The following is a 19,383-nucleotide window of genomic DNA, read 5'->3' on the forward strand; positions in this document are numbered from 1 at the left end:
ATGGTAAGTACCGTTTAAAACGGGACATTTTCCAGGGGTAAAAGTCTTGAATCCAAGATTGCTGCAGTACGATGCCCTATAATCTTCATATACGCTGGATTTTGTTCAAATGAAAAAAAATCGGACACACTTCGCTGTTTGATCAGCAGACAAATATCCCACTGCTCCTGATCGGGGCCTATCAGAAACTGGTCACCATGCCCAACAAAAAGTAGCTCACCGCCGCTTTCTTCCACAAAAGGTTTGGCTAGCTTTATATAATTCATGAAAGCATCGTATCCCGAAATTTCTTTGATTGGCGCAATCTCCGGAAAATTAGTATAGTCCGCGATTTTCCTCAACTGAATTAAATTGAGATTGACAATGGGGCCTTGGATATTTTTCAATGCCAGATTCCTTCCGGCTTCATAACTCGGATACAAATACGTCTTTCTTGCCATATCAATAGATACTTGTTGTTTCACTCACTTTACTCTTCAACTCAGTTGCAGCATGATGTACAACTCTTTTATAATCAATGATTTTGTCGTTTTCAAATGGAATAATAACTGCATTTTCAAACAGGAAATTTCCCTCGCCCAATTGGTTCCAATCCGCCTGTAAGTTTTTATTGTCAAATTGCCCCATGTTTAACATAAATCTGATTCTGTTGGAAAGAGCCGTTAAATTCAGGCTATCTGCGATATATGTTTTATTTTCGACCCTATTGTAAATTGTTAACACTCCCATCAATGGTTTACTGTCCAAGAATTCGGCTTTCAATTGCTTTTTATCTATTTTGTTCATGTGTTTTTAAATTAAAATTATAAATCTCCGCCCAATGACTTCAATTGCGCAGCAAAAATAAGGAGATCTGTTACGGCCATTCCGTCCAATAGCTTATTGGCGATGTGCTCAGCTGTAACAGTCGCCTCCTTTAAAATTCGATCACCAGCCGCCGTAAGCTTCACATAACTGACCCGGGCATCTCTATCATTGTGCTCTTTTACAACAAGCCCCATCTTTTCCATGGGGGAAATAATCCGTGTAATTCCTGAGGCTGTTAAACCGGTACTTTCAGCCAGATCAATTCGCCGTAGCCGGTTACCGGGAACCTGGCTTAAAATATGTAGGATCATAAAGTCTGTCAGACTTAGTCCATGCAAGCTCAACCCATCAAACTTTTTGGTGATGACAGATTGAACTTTTACAATGTTCAGAATCGTATTAATCGCGTTCATAATATTATTGTTCTTGTTATTTGCATAATACTTGACAACTCAAGTATTATGCAAATATAATAGTTTTATTTAAATGGCCGAATAGAATAAAAGATTCTGCCAACAGCGCGGTTACACGACAGCGCAATAAATCTATTTACCTTACGAGAGAAGTTGGTTGGTATAAAACTACACTTAGGTGTAGCCTTGATTGACATAATCTATAATATTTTTGGACAAATTCTAATCGATAGGAGGCTAAAGCCAAAGATTTTCAGAATATGGAAAGGAAAGAATCCTCAAATATTAACAAATTTATTACCTATAACATAGTATAAACATGACAAATTGCAAAAACTGTGGGACAGATATAACGCTGAATTTCTGTCCGAAATGCGGACAGCCAGCGGTCCTTAAAAGAATTGATGCGCATTATATCGTCCACGAGATTGAACATGTCCTTCATTTCGAGCGCGGCATCTTGTACACGATTCGTGAACTCATTACCACACCCGGAAAAAATGTAAAAAAATATATTGCCGAGAACAGGAGTCGCCTGGTAAAACCCATTATTTTTATCATCATCACCTCGCTGATATACTCTGTAGTAAGCCATTTTTTTCATGTAAACGACAAATATGTGAGCTATTACGAATCCCAACATTCTACTACGGGTTCGATATACCTCTGGATCCAGGATCACTATGGTTACGCCAATATCATGATAGGATTGTTTATCGCTTTTTGGGCGAAACTATTTTTTAATAAATACGGTTTTAATTTTTTTGAAATTGTCATCCTGCTGTGTTTTATTTTGGGAATCACGATGTTGATCTATACTATTTTTGCATTAGTTGAAGGTGTAACACATACAGGTGTTATGGTACAGGCTAGCATCGTCGCTATGGTATATAGCGTTTGGGCTATTGGACAATTTTTCGACCCCTACAAAATACCCAGTTATTTAAAAGCGCTCGCTGTTTATATTTTAGGTTATCTGTCATTTACTGTTGTCGTCGTTATTATTGGTCTATCGATAGACTTAATTTTAATGAAAAGATAGGTTATCCTCCTTTTTCCGTCCTTGTGAAACCTTTTAAAATAACATGATGGGTAAGTTTGCGCTGTAAACTTACCCATCCTATTACTCGTTGCCTGTTACAGATTATTTCTCAGATATCCCTGAAAATTATCTTGAAACTGAAGGCCGGACCCCAGTCTATATTTACTTAATTTATTGTTGAGGGTAAGTCCCCATAAAACGAATTCAGTCAGAAAATGGAGATCTTCGGGTTTCGTTTCCGGTTGGTATTGCTGAATTAAAGCATGGATAGGCTTCACTTGATCCAAAACCTGCCCGTACGCCAAATCGTTGAGTTCATCAGATAATTCGATTCCTTCTGACTCCGAAAACCAACGAACAATATCATCGTAGGGATAACGCTCGTTTTCTCTTTCCAGTTTCTCAATTTTTGGGAATAAAATCGGGAAAAGGCTTTTAATCGCGTTTTCTATCAGCTGCACTGCAACGACACCCGCTCCTTCTTGCTCGCCTTCATAAACGAGCTCAACTTTGCCGGTTATCGCAGGCACAATACCCATAAAATCACTCAGCCGTACTGCAGTTGCTTGTTCCCCACTTCGGAGCATGCGTAATTCAGCGGTACTTAATAAGTTTTGAAATGCTGTAATGCTCATACGCGCACTCACGCCGCTCTTTTCATCAACATATTCACTATTTCGTGCTTCAAAGCTTATCTGCTCAATCAATTCCCTAGCCAGCTCCGGGACATATATCTGCTCCTTCTGGGCCGCTTCCAAGTTCGCCTCCTGCGCAGTAATTGCCTTTGCTATCTCAACCGATGCGGGGTAATGTGTAAGTATCTGCGATCCAATGCGATCTTTCAGCGGCGTCACAATACTTCCTCTATTGGTATAATCCTCCGGATTCGCTGTGAATATAAATTGTACATCTAACGGCAAGCGTAACTTAAAACCGCGGATCTGAATATCTCCCTCCTGTAATATATTGAAGAGGGCTACCTGGATTCTAGCTTGAAGATCAGGTAGCTCATTAATGACAAATATAGAACGGTTTGCCCGAGGAATCATACCAAAATGAATCACCCGATCGTCTGCATAGCTCAGTTTTAAATTTGCGGCTTTGATGGGATCTACATCACCGATCAAATCAGCTACTGTCACATCAGGCGTAGCCAGTTTCTCCGCAAAACGATCACCTCTACCAAGCCAGCTTATCGGTGTATCGTCGCCTTTCTCCTTCAGCAACTCTATCGCATAACGCGATATGGGGTTAAACGGATCATCATTAATCTCTGAACCTTGAACCACAGGCACATATTCATCCAATAAGTTGACCATGAGCCTAGCGAGACGTGTTTTCGCCTGACCGCGAAGGCCCAAGAAATTAATGTTGTGTTTGGAAAGTATTGCTCTTTCAAGTTCTGGAATTACGGTATCTTCATAACCATGTACCCCATTGAACACGGTTTCACCCGTCTTTATTTTTGTAATCAGATTCTGACGCAATTCTTCTTTTATTGTTTTAGGTTTATAACCCGAAGTTTTTAATGCACCAAATGTTGTAATCTTCGTGTAATCCATATATTCTTATCGTATTCTTTTTTTTCGATTTTCTTCGTAATCCTCAAAGATCATTTCACCTAGATCCCCAAGTCCCGTGTAATAAGCCTTCCCTTGATTTGAAGCTGTAAACTCGTCGACAAATTGCTGTAGATAAGGATCCGAAGCAATCATAAAGGTTGTAATTGGTATTCCCAACTTTCGAGCCTGCGCAGCCATACTATAGCATTTGCTGGTGATAAAAGGATCCAAACCCATAGGATTCTTATAGTAAGTGCCGTCCGGCATATTTAAACAGCTCGGTTTCCCGTCGGTTATCATAAAAATTTGCTTATTCGCATGCCGTTTTCGCCTTAGCAAGTCCATCGCTAGCTTTAAGCCCGCGACGGTATTGGTATGAAATGGTCCAACTTGCAAATAAGGCAGGTCTTTTATCGCGATAGGCCATGCATCGTTTCCGAAAACAATGACGTCAAGTGAGTCTTTCGGGTAACGGGTCAAAATAAGTTCTGATAAAGCCATCGCCACTTTTTTTGCAGGTGTGATCCGATCCTCGCCGTATAAAATCATACTGTGGCTGATATCGATCATCAACACTGTACTCATCTGTGACTTAAACTGTGTATCTTCTACGACGAGATCATTTTCGGATAAGGCAAACTCACCTATCCCATGATTGATCTGTGCGTTTTTCAAGCTCTCCGTCAAAACTATTTTCTCCAGGCTATCTCCGTACTGATAGTTTCTGAAATCGCCCATATTTTCGTCACTCCGTCCCTGGTGATTGGTTTTATGATTGCCTGATTTCCCTTTCCTCATTTTCCCAAATATCTGGTCCAAGGCATGCTGACGCAAAGCTTTCTCCAGCTTTGAGGTAATATCTACGCCACCTTCACCACCAAACTCCACTTTTTCCCTGATATAACCTTTATTCTTCAGATCCGCAATGAAATCGTCTATCGTATAGGCTGGCGTCGTCAGTTTGAACTCTTTATCCAATTGCCTAAGCCAGTCAATGGCTTCATCAAAATCACCAGAGGTATGGGTAATCAGTTCTTTGAAAATGTCAAATAATTTATCAAAGGGCGTTTGAAACGGCTCTTCACATTGTTTGAAAAGAAAACCTTTCCTTCGTTTCGTGCTTTTCATGCATTCCTCTTATTAGTATGAAGAAGCTATCCAACTCCTGTATCGGATGCTTCATAGTATGAATTTACGAAATAATAATTTTTGTGAGCACCGTACATCCATTTAACTTCAAAAACTGGCTATAGTATGACGCATCAAAAATAAGGTACACTAAAATTAATAGCAGTCTTGTTTACTTAGCCCGATTTTTTTGGGTGATAGCATAAAGCGCTATTGGAAAAGCGTAAAAAGCCACAGAGAATTGGCATTCTCTGCGGCTTCTTGATTTGGTTATTCCAAATAGGATAGAATTACCTGAATAAGTACCAGCTTAATAGAGCAGTTCCAAAGTCGGTTTATTGGCGGCAGCTTCCCTACTACTAAAAGACATATCATTTGTAGAAGAGGCCGCAGCTGTATTTAAAAATAGAAAGGATGCTTTACGATCAGTGCCGGTCAGCAATCTATTAATGGCCGAAGTGACGTCGATGGTCTGTAAACCTATCCCAGAAATAGGAATTTTACCGACAAGTACAGTATCCATTGGTGCATTGTTCCAATTAATGCTATTTTCCAACCAAGATGTCGTGGAGGTTGTATAAATATTAATAGTACGTTGTGGTGCTGTATTCACTCCTGCAACATACATTTTTAATTTTGCCGAACTCACTTTAGGTTTAGTAATCATCGAAATATCAAATTTAGTATATGCTTTACGTGCGTAAGATGTAGCGTCGGATTTGATGACAAGATCAGTTGTAGTTCCATAATTTGTACTTGCATAGGTACCGTTGCGGACATAGGCATCGGCAAGAGAGCTTCCGGCATTGGCTACAACAGCATGCTGAAACGCTCCAACGTCTGGATTACCCAATGGCAGCGCATTTCCAGCGAAATCCTCGCCTCCATTGTTACTTATAAATACACCGGCATTAAGGGCGGCCGAACTGGAACCGACATCATAACCTTTTGCAGCGTCAAGGCCGTTTCCACCGATTGGATTGACAAATACCGGATCTTCATAGAAATTGTTGTTCCGCACGGTAGTTCCCCAGTTCAATGACGTAAATGTACTCGACGGGAATAAACAATTATTGTTAAACTTCAGTCCGTTATCGGCTTGGGTAGACAAACTACTAATGGTCGAGGTCGTGTAAAAAATATTATTTGAAAATGTTGCATAAGGCTTTCCTGAACTTACGCCATTCATGACGTTAAACAGGCTGGCGGTTGGATTTTTGATGTAAAATACATTATTATAAATCTCACGGGAATCGTATGTCGTTTTTTCGATCAAAAAGAGCTTTTTTAACCGTGTTGTACCGATATCGTTAACAGAAACGTTATAGCGAACTTTAATATTCTTAGACTGGTTCATAAAAAGCATAAATCCGCCGTTGTTATCATGCGAATAATTGTATTCGAAAATATCTCCATCGGTTACTGAATTGGTATCATAGCCATCGGCATCGAACGCGACTCCATCGTTAGCGCCCCCGCCTGTCATACCGTAAACTTCATTATAAGCCACCAGCGTATTCAAGCTACCAATTGTCCAAATACCCGCATAATTTTCAGAGCCTGTGTTCATACATGCCTTATAGACCGTATTGTGTGTGATTTTACTTCCTCCCGTCACGCCGGACATAACGATTCCGTCGCCGTAGATATATTCAATCAAATTGTTATCGATAATAATATCTTTTGATCTGGCTGCCATAGCCCTATCGCCAGTGGTCCTTATCCCTTCAACGGAACAATTGGCTACGTGGCAACTTTGTACCAAAGCACCGTATATTTTACCGTCTAAGATAATCCCGCCAGAGCTTTTGTTATAATTGGTCTGTCCATCGATCGCACCATTGACGTCGTGAACATAACAATTTCTAACGGAGACATTGCTAATTGCTGTTCCTGCAGAACTGCCTCCAACCACGCGGATCCCCGTAGCAGCATAACTTGTTCCGCTTGGGATTGTATTTGTCAGTTCGAGGTTATTTACCTCAAAATAAGACACCCTATTGAGGTATAGTGCATTTGATCCGTTTCTCTTTCCACCACCGTTGATAATCGGACGAACATCGCCGCCATATTTATCTATAATAATAGGAGCTTCAGCCGTTCCCGAATTTTTCATATGCAACGTGTCATTCCATACGCCACCACTCTTGAACAAAATACGATCACCAGGGCCAAAAACCGAGGCATTAATTTTGGCCAGCGTTCTCCATGCTGCAGTTGTGCTCGTTCCTGTGCTATCATCGTTTCCGCTGGGATCTATATAGTAAGTATTACCTATACTTGCTAGATTTACCTTCGCTTTTGTTTTTAGTGATGTCGGAGAATCTAGTTGAACAGACTTTTGGCAGCTCAATAGCCCAATGATTCCAATAGAAATCACCATCATAAATTTTCTCATAATGCTGTTTTTAGTTTATAAATGTTATAATTCTTGCAGACGTATTCCTTATTCCAACGAATACGAATTGTATAATTTGATTAATAACATTAAATTATAAATAACTTGCCAACCACAGGGGGTAAAATCTGAAATAAAGAGGGGTAAAATTTTAAAGGCAGGTCAACATGTAACCAAGATAAATCAATGCATCTTTTTATGCTGACCTACATCGATATAGAAGAAAATTTGATACTTTTAGCTAATAACTACAGCCCTTAAGAACAATACGATATTATGGAAATAGATCAGTATATCAATACACTTTCGGAAACGGAGCAAGAGGTCATCCGTCAATTCCGGAAAGCGATAACAGAAAATGACAATACCGTCTCTGAGAGCTTCGGAAAATTCATGTCAAACCCTAATGCAATTAGCTTTAATGAACAGGGCGTATTTAAATACGGGCTAACAGTCGCAAAGAATTACATTTCATTCCATTCCTTGGTTATCTATACTAACCCCGAATTGATGGAAGAACTAAAATTAAAATTACCCAAGGCTAAATTTAAAAAAGGCTGTATTAATTTCAAAACATTGGATGAATTTCCCGCATCCGTATTGGCAGAACATATTCAGGCTTCATCCAAAATAGATTTTAGCCCCATGATAAATCGTTATTTGAAAAAGAAATAAGTACCTGGTCAATTCCCAGCATTCTATTTATTCACTTTTACGCGCAACAATAGCATAGACCATCGGAATTTTATTTCCCAAATGGGCTATTCTGAATTTTTTAGGATCTAGTTCTGTCATGTTTTTAAAAATGGGATAAGGTGAATAGTCAAATTCGTTCAGGTCTTGAATGTTTAGCCCATGATGAAGTAAAGCTCCAACGACCTCACTCATACTATGATTCCAGGTAACATAGGACTGCGAAATAGCTGCATCTTTATCGGCATAGGTTCCCTGCTCGGTTTCAACAATTGGAGCAACATTAAAATAATTATAGCCAATTTTGTCAAAATTATCATCGAACATCCAAACAACTGGATGAAACTCGACAAAAATAAACTTCCCTTTCGGTTTCAAGAAACGTGAAATTATTTTCCCCCATTTATCTAAATCCGGTAACCAAGTAATCGTTCCATAGCTGGTAAAGACCAGATCAAATTGTCCGTCAAGATGATTCTCAAGCTCATACAAATCACAACAGATAAACTGTACATCTGCATTCGTTTCTTTCGCAATTTCTCGAGCACTTTCAATCGCCTTGTCGGATAGATCAACACCAGTAACTTTGGCACCAAGTCTACTCAAAGAAATTGTATCCTGTCCGAAATGACATTGTAGGTGTAATATTTTTTTTCCGCTGATATCACCCAATAAGGCCAATTCGATTGAATTTAGCGAAGTCTCCCCTTTTAAAAATCCTGCTAGATTGTAAAAGTCTGATTTTAGATGTGTATCTGTTCTATTATTCCACGAGTGTTTGTTTATTGCGATGTAATTTTCTTCTGGATTCAAATCGTTCATTTGGTTTTTTATTAAACAGTTAATTACCGACTAAAGTACGCTAAAAATTGAATGCTATCGGATTCATCTTTTCCCCAATTTAAAAATAAGTGTTTTAAGAAATTAAGCTTGGTAAAAATTATCATAAAGGTTCTCTATATTTAAATCGATTATCCAATACATCCAAGTTTAAAAAGATGATGTATGAATAACACCTATTTACATGAAGAATAAATGACGATAAAAATATATAGACCAAAGAGCTTACTTCTAAAAAAATATATTGAATGCTTCTATGTACTTGAGAAAACTCACGAAGAAAAAGCGACGGCATATTTTACGTTTCCGAGCATTTACACCATAGTGACGATAAGTGAGCAGACCAAAACTAAGGTAAGCCCAAATGAGGTCATTACGAAGCATTGTCCGTCCAATTCGATAGAAACAAACCTTGTATGCAATTTTAATGAACCTGTTTTAGTGAGTTATGAGGGAAAAATAAATGAAATTACCACTTACTTCAAACCTCTTGGGATAAATGCTTTTATACCCAATGATTTAAGCTATTATAACAGCGGAACATTTCCCGATTTTAATCCGCACTTGGATTATAAAAACGCGATGACATCTATCCTTTCCATTGATAAACAAGACGAGCGAATCAGGGCCTTAGAAGAGTATTGGATATCAAAATTTTGGCTATTTGAAAATGCATTGCTCGAAAACATAATCACCGAAATGCTAGATACAAGTAACCTCAATCAATCGATGTCAGAATTTTCGCTAAAAACAGGAAGATCGAGAACAACCATAAATAAGCAATTCGATCAACATATCTGTAAAACACCTTCCCAATTCAAAAAAATCATTAGATTTCGAGCTGCGATTCAAAGTCACCTCGAAGATGGCAACAAAATAGGTCTGTCTTATAACCTGGAGTATTTCGATCAGTCCCACATGATCAGAGATTTTAAAAAATTAACAGGGTTTACACCAAAAATTTTCTTTTCCAAAATAGCTGATCTTGAACGGGACCAAATAAAATGGATTTTTATTTAGCAGGTTTACAAAAATACAATCACACTATTTTATTAAACAGTAACATTGCTCCATAATTATTTATACCATACGCTATGAAGCTTTTAATGTTACTTATGTTTTGTCCAATTTTTCTTGTGGCACAAGAAAAAACATCAGCCAAGCTTGCCACCTATATGCAGGCACAAGCCGATGTAAATAATTTTAGTGGAACAGTTCTTGTCACGAAAAACGGCGCGATTTTATTAAAAAAAGCCTACGGTTTAGCAGATTATGAATGGAAGATCAAAAATACGATCGATACGAAGTTTCAGTTGGCATCGGTCACAAAACAATTTACCGCGGCTGCTATTTTACAGCTCGTAGACAGCGGAAGATTATCGCTAAACGATAAACTCAGTAAGCTTTTCCCCGATTATCCAAAAGCCGATAGTATAAGTATCCACATGTTGCTGTCACACACCTCAGGACTTGCTATGGGTTTCAAAGAAATCGCATTAAGTGGTATAAGTAGCGATTCTGCTTATGCCGCCATCAAGAAAATTCCTTTCGAATGCTCACCGGGAACGAAAAGCGCCTATAGTAATATCGGTTATTATTTGTTAGCAAAGATTATTGAAAAGGTCTCAGGTGAGCATTACGCTTCTTTCTTAAAGAAAAACATATTTGATAAAGCTGGCATGAGTAACACCGGAGTCAGTAATAATGATTCCATCGTCACGAAAAAAGCAAAAGTATATTATCATAATGCAGAAGGTTTTATCCATAATCCCCATATCAACTGGGAGATCAACCTGGGCCACGATGGCATTTATTCAACCGTTGAAGATTTAGCCATTTGGGACAAAGCACTCTATGGAACAACGATTCTATCGGCAGCGATGAAAGAAAAAATGTTTACACCATATAGCGCTGAAAATTGGGGCTATGGATTTATCATCAATCCATTTTACAATCATGGACATTATTTGATTGCACATGATGGCGGATTCTTTGGTACAATGACTTCTTTTAATCGATTTACTGAGGACAAACTCTTTGTCACTGTCCTTTCCAACAACGGCTCCCCCGCCCATATCATCGGGTATGGACTGTCTGCGATTGCGCTGGGTAAAGAAGTAGAGCTTCCCTATAAACATTATCCCACCAAAATAGATACGACGCTGTACGATAACTATGCAGGTGAATATGGGAAAATACATATATTAAAAATTACAGGCAAACTCTACTATAACGATGCGGATACTGAACTCATTCCCGAGTCTAAAACAAAATTTTTCAGGGCAGACGACAACGACAGAACAATCGAGTTTGTTAGAGACAAAACAGGAATTTACAATTCCCTTATTTTAACAAAAGGTGGCGTTAAGGAAGTTTTCCCAAGGACCAATAAAAATTAATGAACCCATATGCATGCTTTTAGCATCAAATGTGTAATCGACTCCTTGAAACCTTAAAGAAAAAAATTAAATTACGCCCTTATCAGTCCAGTGTTAAATAGTATACAAACTATCCTAAATTATAACATCGTGCAACAGACAGATCAAAATCCGGAGAAAGCTAAAAAGAGTCCTTTATTAAAGTCTTTTTTCGGATGCCTAGTGTTTATGGCAGCCTATCTCATCAGTTTTTTTATTTTTGATGCAGGCAACAATGTGAAGCTGAATTATATTATTTTTTCGCCGCTTGCATTTATACTGAGCTGGGTATTTTGCTATTTCTATCTGCTGTTAAAAGATACCAGTACTTTGAAATATTATCTACTGGGATGTATGCTGATAGCCGGTACAATTATATATACAAATGGTATTTTTGATATCGATATTAGGATTCAAAACATCTTTCACTCGTCGACACTCCCGAAAAAATACGGGCAATATCTCGATATCAATAACACCAAAAATAGATTTGGACGACATGAAATCATTCTTTTCAAGGCGAGTAGTAATCCTATTGATCAGTTTTTGACAAAGAACAACGAATTAATCATCCATAGTTTGAGCAAGGCTAAAAACGCTAACGATACAGAACCAACCATCCATATGTTTTATAAATTGGACAAAAACGGCAAGCAGATCGATCAATATTCTTACACACAGGATGAAGATAAGGATACAGAGATTCTTTTCGAGGGCTATCTGATCAACATAGGAAAACATTACTTTCGTAGCTGGCCATTAGATGGTGATACCACAAAAAACAGCATTGAAATACGCAATGCCGATCTCAACTGGACTGCGGATCAACAACGCCAACAACTAGATGATATCGATCGTAAAGCACAGTATTTTCTTTCTGAGCGAATCTATGATTTCGAACACAGCAATTCGAAAAGCTACTCAAAAAAAACGTATTTCATGGACGGTAAATGGCATATATTCTGTGAAAATATATCGGATGATGGTAATTTAAATCTGCAAACTGTGTCTAGAGGGCGTACAGTAAATGACCTTTTCGGACGCTGGGACAAGAATGAATGGGTCACGAATCATTCCCCCGCCAATATTCAATCGGTTTATTACCAAAAAATCAGGCGTATTCGCAATCGACAGGATGTGAACAGCGGAAAATATGAGCAAGGCGATCGTTGGCAAGGTTGCCTTTTCTCACACCTTGTTGTCGAAAACGACACCTTAAAATTTAAAGATCATTTATATCTTGATGAGGAGTGGCATTGGTCTCAGATTGAAATCAATGGTAAGAATATTGGAGCGCTGACTTTTGAGGATACGGAACAATTTCATAACTATGGTTACTACTCAAATGCGGCTTTAAATTACCAGCTTTTCACCAGTCGACGCAATAGGCTTTATTTGATTAAAAGAATAGATCCTTAGCTTCATCCAGATAAATTAGGAAAAATAATAAGCAGACGAAATGCGGACTTGCTTTTTGCTATCCAAAATAATGACTATATTACATGAAATGAATTTTTGTAGAAATACATCCAATTTGATAGCCATTGGATCCTAGTGAAAATAAAATTCTGATATAGAAGGAAATAAAGCATATGAACAAAAGATATTTTTTCTACTTCATCCTCATTATCACCTTGTTCGCCTCGTGTGGTCTTATTCATAACCTTCCTGATTCGGCATCTCCCAATACTGGTGTAGATCCCAATTTATGGTATTCATTTGTGGATCAGAATGGAAATTTCTACCCCGATAATTGGAAGAAAAGTTATGGCATACCCTCGAATAAAGCTGCTAGAGACCCTTATTCACTGATGAAGATTGCCACCGACAGAGGCGACCGCGAACAGTTACTTGCTTTTGAACGCGGTAACATGCTGCGTCTGTCAAAACGCATTGCACCAAAAAAACGTGTGTTCATTTTAGTTCATGGCTTTAATGCCGATGAAGAATCCGTTGTAAAACAATATAAATATATTGCCGATCATATCGTTACAAATCCCAAAACCGACGAAATTATTCGCTTTTATTGGGATGGTTTACGATCAACCTCTCCGTTTCGATCTGCAAAAAACTGGTTTTCCGCAGCCTCCTTTAGCCAGATGGCCGGTGAATTTGGATTGAGACGTATACTGAATAATATGGCCGATAAAGATGTCTTCATTATCTCTCACAGTCGTGGAGCATCTGTGGTGATGAGTGCTATTTCGAATCCGGAATACAACAGTTCTTTTTCCGCTCAGGCCAAAGACATTCATAAGGTCGATATCGAGCGGGCAAAACCTTTATTGGAAAACAAAAACAGGATTACCTGTATTATGTTGGCGCCAGCCATAGGGCTTTCCGAATTTCAGTATACCGATACAACAACTAACACCAAAAAATTTGTGGAACTGAGCTCCCAGGTTAAGAAAATACATATCACCATAAATGGTACGGATAAGATGTTGAAGAAGTTTTTTGGATTCTTATCGAATAAACTTAATCCAACAGATCTGGGATATAAAGAGGAAAGTTTTAACACACTTAAGAAAAATTATACCATCTTTTCGATGACTGATTTCACAGGAATGTCAAGCCATGACTTTAGTCGTTATATCCGAGATCCCAAATTCAAACAGATGCTTCGGGAGGAATCCATCCAAGTACAATAAGATGGTCGCTCGTCTAATTAAGTCAATAGGCTATAAATCGAAACTATTCGCTCAAAACGGCCATGGTTACTTACGGAAACAGGCAAGCGCCTCTTCCCATCCCTCAGAACGAGGCTTGGAACTCCGAGAGAATCTTTAATAATTCCATCTCTTTTGATTTCAACAATATCGTCCAAATGAACTAATTCGCCAGCTGCTACGCTATGTATAAAATCAGGGGAAACGATGGTCTTCGTATAATACCTTTTTCCTTCGCAGATGACTTCTCCCCTCGCCTTGCAAGCAGTTCGTTCAATAACTGAACACCGCAATTTTAAAGGAATGTACTTTCTGATTCCTGTCTGTCTATTCCATATTTTATAGGCAGCCTCTTTCATACTCCATAAGAGCCAAACAACAATTTCGGGGTCTGGACTGTTCACAATCAACAGTTGTTCCTGCTCATTAAATAGTTTTGAAAGAAAACCTCTACGTCTCCAATTACTCTCTTTTCTGGACTGAACCAGATCGATAATGTCATTACCAATCATTTTTCTTGTAACTTGCTTTCGATTATTTCGACTGCGGCTCCTATATTAAGCATACGCTCCATATCAGAATTTTCAATAACAATCCCAAATTGATCTTCGATATCCAGTACAATATCGACCAAATTGGCTGAATTAATTTGTAGATCACGCATAAAATCAGTCTCTTCAGTAAGCTTTCCGAAAGCTTCTTCGTTTGTTGTGTAGGGTGCTATAATTGGTTTTAAGGCACCGATCAATTCTTCTCTCTTCATAAATTTAGTTATCAAATTTTTTAAATATTAAACAGGCATTTACATCTCCAAACCCGAAACTTGCCTTGGCTATAATTTGGGGTTTGACATCAATTTGATGTATTGATACTCTTGATGGATCTATCAGTGCTGCGATCTCGGGATGTAAATCAGTACAATTACTGTTTCCGAATAAAAATCCATGAAATAACTGCAAAACTGTGGCCACGCATTCTATGCTACCTGCCGCGCTGAGACAATGCCCAGTCATTCCTTTTAGCGAATTTATCCATGGAAAATCTTTCCCTTTACGCCCAAGTGCCTCGGTCCAGTTTTCTATTTCAAAAGCATCTTTGGCTGTTGCCGTTAGATGACCGTTTATAGCATCGACATCCCATTTGGAGACGCCCGAATTGTTTAGGGCCTCTTGAATGCAACGGCGTACAGCATCAGCGTTTGGAGCTGTCATACTGCCTGTTCCCCGTTGTCCTCCAGAGTTTACTTGGCCGCCCAATAACTCGCCATATATAACGGCATTGCGTGCTAAGGCACTTTCCAAATCTTCCAGTAATAGGGCTCCAGCCCCACTACCCGGGACGAACCCTGCGGCTGTTGCACTCATTGGGCGCGACCCTTCCGCAGGGCGGTCATTATATTGCGAACTACAGACACGTAGCGCATCAAAACCGCCCCAAATATAAGGCCCACTATCTCCAGTACTGCCTGCCAGCATGCGTTTTGCTCTTCCGGACCGAATCCGGTCATATGCCATTAGAATTGCTTCAGTCCCAGTAGCACAGGCCGAGGAATTGGTGGTCACCTGATTTCCGAGGCCTAGTTTCCCGCCTAAATATGCACTGACACCACTGTTCATTGTTTGCGCCACAACTGTACTACCTAGTCTGCGGGTTTGTAGCTCATCAATTTTATAAATACTCTCGCGAAACTTATCAATACCTGATGTACCTGAACCAAAGACTGTTCCGCTATCCCAATCGGGGGCCGAATTTACGGCAATAGGAAGATCTGCATTTGTCCAGGCCTCCATTCCAGCAATGACTCCGTACAAGATGCCTGTACTATTAAAACCTCTAAGCTCAAGTTCAGTGAAATATTGCCTTTTAAGATCATCTGATATTTGCGGCATTCCAGCAATCTGGCAGGAAAACTGTAGTTTTTCCAGCTGTTCATCATGTCTAATACCCGAAACGCCATCTTTGATGGCCTGAGTAAAGGCAGGCACCCCCACTCCATTGGGCGCAACGACTCCTAGTCCAGTAATCACAACTCTCTTCATAACTCCTCCGTCATCATGCCTGCCAATATCCCTTTACAAACTTCCTGTCCGGCTTCATTCTTCATCGTAACGGCACACTTTAGTTTGCCAAACCTAAAATATATTTTTTTTGAAAACACGGTGACTTTCTCCTTTGGATATACTGGTTTTAAAAACTGTATTTCAGTAGAAGTCAACGCAATAGACGAGCCTTGCATTAAGTCTTTATTGAGCAGAAAGATTCCCAAACAGGCCAGACCTATTTGAGCCATCGTTTCGATCAGAATAACTCCCGGGGTAATCGCTCTATCATAAAAATGGCCGCGATAAAAGTCCAGATCTTCATCAAAAGTATAGGTACCTGCAACACCTTCGTCATCGACATGAATCAACTCATCGACAAATAAAAATGGGGCCCTGTAGGGCAATTTCGCTAGTATAGCATTCAATTCCATTGTTCAAAATGAGTAAGTTACCACTGTAATAAAACCCGCTGTGCTGAAAATCCCGGACCGAAACTCAGCATCAACCCCAATTCACCGGCTTGAGGCTTACGTTTCATAATACGTTCAAGGACGTAGAGTACCGTGGCGCTCGACATATTACCATAGTCCGCTAGTATAGCCTTAGTATCTTCAATATCTTTATCAAATTCAGCAAAAATCTCCTCGATTGTGGCTACGATCTTTTTCCCGCCCGGATGAAAAATCATGTAATTAATATCTTTAATTTCCAGCTGGTTCTTTTTCAGGAATGGATGTATAACTGCATCAAAATGGGACGCAATCACATTGGGCACGTCCACATCCAGTATCATCTGCATACCAGTGTTGGTCAATTTAAACCCCATAATGTCCTCCGCATCATAAAAATGATACATCTCCTGATCAAGAATTACAGGTCCGCAATCTTCCTCACAGGATGAAAGCAGACAGCAAGCTGCACCATCGCCGAAAATGGCGGCACTGACCATATTCGACATCGAGAAATCTTCCAGCTGAAAAGTCGCTGTTGGCGCTTCGACGGCAATAACCGCAGCACGTTTACCTGGGTTTGCCTGAAGAAAATTTTTAGCATAAATAATACCTGAAACACCGGCAACGCAACCCATTTCGGTAACTGGTAACCGCACAATATCCTGTCGGAGTTTCATCCTATTAATAAGATACGCGTCTAGAGAGGGGATCATAATTCCAGTGCAACTGACTGTAATGATATAATCCAGAGACTGGGGATCCCAGCCCGTTTGTTCAAGGGCCTGACGAAGTGCTTGCTCCCCTAGGGCTATCGCCTCCCGGCAATACACATTGTTTTTTTCTTCAAAAGATGTCGCCGTGAAGACTTCGATAGGATCCATAATCGCATAGCGCCTGTCCACGGCGGCACCTTCGAAAAGTTTCTTGATTTTCTTAATAAAACGAGGTTCCTGTCCATGAAGCCAAATATCCAATAGCGGAAGAATATCAACGGTAGTACAAGAGTATTTAGGGAGTTGCTTGGCAACATTTATTATTTTAACATTCATATATTGAAAATTATCCACTGGTAACGAAAGGCCCATTTCCATTGGATGGTGTAATGTTCTAACCGTAATCCCTTTGCGAATTGTACAAGCTCAATCTTTTTAAACCCGCGCAGTATGGAAACAAGTCCATCCACTTTTGTCATTCTATTTAACCTAAAAACAACAGCAATAGTTTGAAAAAGCCGGTAAGCCATTTTACTCCTTTGTAAATCGTTTATGACGACCCCCAATTTTGATACGTTGACCAGGCTATCTAGCAGACGAAAAATCGCTTCATCGTCGAAATGATGTAAAGTAAGCGTACACAGAACAATGTCATACTTGACATCTTCAAAATTCGCTTCAAAGATATCTGCACACAAATAGGATATATTGGTATAATCTTTCGACAGATCCCTTGCACAATTTATTGTATACGGATTAGCATCAATCCCGAGCAATGAAAGCTTAATATGATGTCTATTGCCATAATCGCTTAACATGCGAAGCATGTCCCCATTACCACAACCGATATCCACAATGGTTATTGTTTCATTCTTGTAGCTGGTTGAAAGCAATGTTTTCACACCATTCAACGTAATGCTATTTCCGCCTAGAAAACGATTAATCTTTGCAATTCGATCCAGCGTGACGCGAAGTTCGTCGCCCTCCAGCCGAAAATCGTCCATGATCTCATTCTGCGATGTTCTATATCTTGTGTCTATCCCCATTTTATTGAGCTTGCATTTCCATGAGTTTGTTTTATCATCCAACTTAAGATTTTTGGAAAAAATATCGTAGCCTTCATTAGAACCGCGGTACCTATTTTATAACGCAGTACACCCGACAGAAGTCGTCCGAATAAGAGCCGTCTTTTAAAGGTTCGATTCCATTGATTCATATAGGACTGTTCCAATTGCTGGCGCGAATCGATATGACCATGGTAATAGTCCACAATAAGCTCGGAAGCCATTTTTGCACTATGTATCGCCATCGCCATCCCATTTCCACAGAATGGATGAATAAGACCGGCCGTATCACCAATCATAAGCATATGGTTTTCTACCGCTGATTTCTGATCAAATGAAAATTGACTTATTGCAAGCGGCTTGTCAAAAAGTAGTCTACTCTTTTCAAAAAAACACTGAAGATGCCTATTTTTAGACAACACATACTTTTGATAATCACCTATATTTTTATACCTCTTGAACGTTTTTACATCGGCCAGATAACATAAATTTATCTGGTCATCTTCGACCTTAGAAATACCACAATAACCGCCTTCAAAATGATGCAAGGCAATAAGGTCATTCGGAAAATCGCCCGAATAGTGTGCTTTAACAGCCATCCACGGAGAGGTTTTTGTTATAAAATCGCGGGATAAGAGCTGATCCACATTGCTGCGTTTTCCATATGCGCCCAGTACAATTTTTGATCTTAATACCTGATCTTGAAATGAAACAGCAAATGTATCATTGCTAAAGGATACGCCTGTGACGGTCGCAATAACAATTGTACAACCCGCCCCTTTTGCTCGCTGATATAACAGATCATCCAACGCGTAACGACTGATGCCAATTCCACCCAAGGGTAACCTGACCCTATTCATCTGCCCACCTTCTGTCGAGAACTCAAGCTCCCGAATATGTGTTGGACAGAGCGATTCGACATCCACTTGTAGCCAATGCAGATAGGGCAAGACTTCGTTCGAAACATATTCGCCACAAACCTTATGACGAGGAAAATCATGTTTTTCGATTAACGTCACGTTGAATCCTTGTTTAGACAGATGCAATGCACTTGTAAGTCCAGCCAAGCCGCCACCTATAATAATCACATCAGGGTGTATTACCATATATCCAAGTTTGTTCTATATGAGTTTCATCTACAAA

Annotated in this window: 20 protein-coding genes; 6 read left to right on the plus strand and 14 right to left on the minus strand. The window is 39.4% G+C overall.

Going from position 1 to position 19,383, the window contains the following annotated elements; translation table 11 throughout:
• Window positions 1–14: 14 nt before the first annotated feature.
• The 3 genes from BGP15_RS12165 to BGP15_RS12175 are packed head-to-tail and all read right to left on the minus strand — an operon-like array spanning window position 15 to window position 1,220.
• Window positions 15–440, minus strand: coding sequence for a DUF1330 domain-containing protein (locus BGP15_RS12165; RefSeq protein WP_070568634.1), 426 nt, complete (start codon window positions 438–440; stop codon window positions 15–17).
• A 1-nt stretch (window position 441) separates the two neighbouring features.
• Window positions 442–786: a GIY-YIG nuclease family protein gene (locus tag BGP15_RS12170; protein WP_070568637.1), complete on the minus strand. Its 345-nt coding sequence runs from the start codon at window positions 784–786 to the stop codon at window positions 442–444.
• A gap of 17 nt (window positions 787–803) precedes the next feature.
• Window positions 804–1,220 carry a MarR family winged helix-turn-helix transcriptional regulator gene (locus BGP15_RS12175; protein ID WP_115048114.1) on the minus strand — a complete coding sequence of 139 codons (417 nt, stop codon included), beginning with the start codon at window positions 1,218–1,220 and terminating at the stop codon, window positions 804–806.
• 319 nt (window positions 1,221–1,539) lie between these two features.
• On the opposite strand from BGP15_RS12175, the gene BGP15_RS12180 reads away from it, so the two are divergent.
• A complete protein-coding gene (locus BGP15_RS12180) occupies window positions 1,540–2,262 on the plus strand; it encodes a DUF3667 domain-containing protein (protein ID WP_115048112.1) in 723 nt (240 codons plus the stop codon).
• A 95-nt stretch (window positions 2,263–2,357) separates the two neighbouring features.
• Here BGP15_RS12180 and BGP15_RS12185 read toward each other — a convergent pair whose 3' ends face one another.
• From BGP15_RS12185 to BGP15_RS12195, 3 genes are all read right to left on the minus strand, one after another.
• The gene (locus BGP15_RS12185) at window positions 2,358–3,824 is read right to left on the minus strand and encodes a sigma 54-interacting transcriptional regulator (RefSeq protein ID WP_070568647.1); all 1,467 of its coding nucleotides are present in this window, start codon (window positions 3,822–3,824) and stop codon (window positions 2,358–2,360) included.
• A gap of 6 nt (window positions 3,825–3,830) precedes the next feature.
• Window positions 3,831–4,952, minus strand: a complete 1,122-nt coding sequence (locus tag BGP15_RS12190) for a vWA domain-containing protein (RefSeq protein WP_286769666.1) — start codon at window positions 4,950–4,952, stop codon at window positions 3,831–3,833.
• Window positions 4,953–5,262: 310 nt separating this feature from the next.
• On the minus strand, window positions 5,263–7,350 hold the full coding sequence (locus BGP15_RS12195; protein ID WP_286769667.1) for a CBM96 family carbohydrate-binding protein: 2,088 nt from the start codon (window positions 7,348–7,350) through the stop codon (window positions 5,263–5,265).
• Window positions 7,351–7,626: 276 nt separating this feature from the next.
• Between BGP15_RS12195 and BGP15_RS12200 the strand changes: the two genes are divergently transcribed.
• Window positions 7,627–8,025: a DUF1801 domain-containing protein gene (locus tag BGP15_RS12200; RefSeq protein WP_286769668.1), complete on the plus strand. Its 399-nt coding sequence runs from the start codon at window positions 7,627–7,629 to the stop codon at window positions 8,023–8,025.
• 27 nt (window positions 8,026–8,052) lie between these two features.
• Here the strand turns inward: BGP15_RS12200 and BGP15_RS12205 are convergent, their stop codons facing one another.
• Window positions 8,053–8,865: a class I SAM-dependent methyltransferase gene (locus BGP15_RS12205; protein ID WP_286769669.1), complete on the minus strand. Its 813-nt coding sequence runs from the start codon at window positions 8,863–8,865 to the stop codon at window positions 8,053–8,055.
• Window positions 8,866–9,078: 213 nt separating this feature from the next.
• Between BGP15_RS12205 and BGP15_RS12210 the strand changes: the two genes are divergently transcribed.
• From BGP15_RS12210 to BGP15_RS12225, 4 genes are all read left to right on the plus strand, one after another.
• Entirely contained in the window at window positions 9,079–9,903 is an 825-nt protein-coding gene (locus BGP15_RS12210) for a helix-turn-helix domain-containing protein (RefSeq protein WP_286769670.1), read from the plus strand.
• Window positions 9,904–10,019: 116 nt separating this feature from the next.
• On the plus strand, window positions 10,020–11,282 hold the full coding sequence (locus BGP15_RS12215; RefSeq protein ID WP_286769671.1) for a serine hydrolase domain-containing protein: 1,263 nt from the start codon (window positions 10,020–10,022) through the stop codon (window positions 11,280–11,282).
• A gap of 129 nt (window positions 11,283–11,411) precedes the next feature.
• Window positions 11,412–12,719, plus strand: coding sequence for a hypothetical protein (locus BGP15_RS12220; RefSeq protein ID WP_286769672.1), 1,308 nt, complete (start codon window positions 11,412–11,414; stop codon window positions 12,717–12,719).
• Between the two features lie 173 nt (window positions 12,720–12,892).
• Window positions 12,893–13,951, plus strand: a complete 1,059-nt coding sequence (locus BGP15_RS12225; RefSeq protein WP_286769673.1) for an alpha/beta hydrolase — start codon at window positions 12,893–12,895, stop codon at window positions 13,949–13,951.
• Between the two features lie 17 nt (window positions 13,952–13,968).
• Here BGP15_RS12225 and BGP15_RS12230 read toward each other — a convergent pair whose 3' ends face one another.
• The 7 genes from BGP15_RS12230 to BGP15_RS12260 are packed head-to-tail and all read right to left on the minus strand — an operon-like array spanning window position 13,969 to window position 19,346.
• Window positions 13,969–14,481, minus strand: coding sequence for a 4'-phosphopantetheinyl transferase family protein (locus BGP15_RS12230; protein WP_286769674.1), 513 nt, complete (start codon window positions 14,479–14,481; stop codon window positions 13,969–13,971).
• Window positions 14,478–14,732: an acyl carrier protein gene (locus tag BGP15_RS12235; protein WP_112374521.1), complete on the minus strand. Its 255-nt coding sequence runs from the start codon at window positions 14,730–14,732 to the stop codon at window positions 14,478–14,480. Before BGP15_RS12235 ends, BGP15_RS12230 begins: the two co-directional genes overlap by 4 nt.
• 4 nt (window positions 14,733–14,736) lie before the next feature.
• Window positions 14,737–16,008, minus strand: coding sequence for a beta-ketoacyl-[acyl-carrier-protein] synthase family protein (locus tag BGP15_RS12240; RefSeq protein ID WP_286769675.1), 1,272 nt, complete (start codon window positions 16,006–16,008; stop codon window positions 14,737–14,739).
• Complete coding sequence (locus BGP15_RS12245; protein WP_070568678.1) at window positions 16,005–16,442, minus strand: 3-hydroxyacyl-ACP dehydratase FabZ family protein; 438 nt, start codon at window positions 16,440–16,442, stop codon at window positions 16,005–16,007. Before BGP15_RS12245 ends, BGP15_RS12240 begins: the two co-directional genes overlap by 4 nt.
• A gap of 17 nt (window positions 16,443–16,459) precedes the next feature.
• The gene (locus tag BGP15_RS12250; protein WP_286769676.1) at window positions 16,460–17,548 is read right to left on the minus strand and encodes a type III polyketide synthase; all 1,089 of its coding nucleotides are present in this window, start codon (window positions 17,546–17,548) and stop codon (window positions 16,460–16,462) included.
• On the minus strand, window positions 17,509–18,222 hold the full coding sequence (locus BGP15_RS12255; protein WP_286769677.1) for a methyltransferase domain-containing protein: 714 nt from the start codon (window positions 18,220–18,222) through the stop codon (window positions 17,509–17,511). The genes BGP15_RS12250 and BGP15_RS12255 overlap by 40 nt, the downstream gene beginning before the upstream one ends.
• Complete coding sequence (locus BGP15_RS12260) at window positions 18,213–19,346, minus strand: NAD(P)/FAD-dependent oxidoreductase (protein WP_112374518.1); 1,134 nt, start codon at window positions 19,344–19,346, stop codon at window positions 18,213–18,215. The genes BGP15_RS12255 and BGP15_RS12260 overlap by 10 nt, the downstream gene beginning before the upstream one ends.
• Window positions 19,347–19,383 lie beyond the last annotated feature (37 nt).

Source organism: Sphingobacterium sp. 40-24 (assembly GCF_001899705.1).
Lineage (GTDB): Bacteria > Bacteroidota > Bacteroidia > Sphingobacteriales > Sphingobacteriaceae > Sphingobacterium > Sphingobacterium multivorum.